This is a genomic window from Pseudoalteromonas sp. S3260 (genome assembly GCF_005886925.1).
GTDB lineage: Bacteria > Pseudomonadota > Gammaproteobacteria > Enterobacterales > Alteromonadaceae > Pseudoalteromonas > Pseudoalteromonas tetraodonis.
Map to the genome: position 1 here is coordinate 1 of NZ_PNCV01000301.1, position 287 is coordinate 287.

Here is a 287-nt window from a genome sequence, read left to right on the forward strand (position 1 = left end):
GGCTATGTTTTGCGCCACGGTTAAGTGTGGAAACAGCGCGTAATCCTGAAACATCATACCCATATTGCGGTGCTGTGGGGGCACGCAATGCTGGTCACTACACAGTACCTCTTTCCCTAAGCGGATCACCCCTCGATGCGGACGTATAAGCCCAGCAATGGCTTTTAGTGTGGTCGTCTTGCCGCAACCGCTGGCGCCTAGCAAACACAAAATCTCATCGTCTGCTAAAGTCAGGCTTAAATTGTTGACCACCGCCCGCTCAGCGTATTCGAAACTAATGTTGTCTA

The 287-nt window shown here is 51.2% G+C and carries 1 protein-coding gene; it reads right to left on the reverse strand.

The features are described 5' to 3' along the window. The coding region (locus tag CWC14_RS18565) for an ATP-binding cassette domain-containing protein (protein WP_138564355.1) at window positions 1-279 on the reverse strand (279 nt) is incomplete at its 3' end. Window positions 280-287 lie beyond the last annotated feature (8 nt).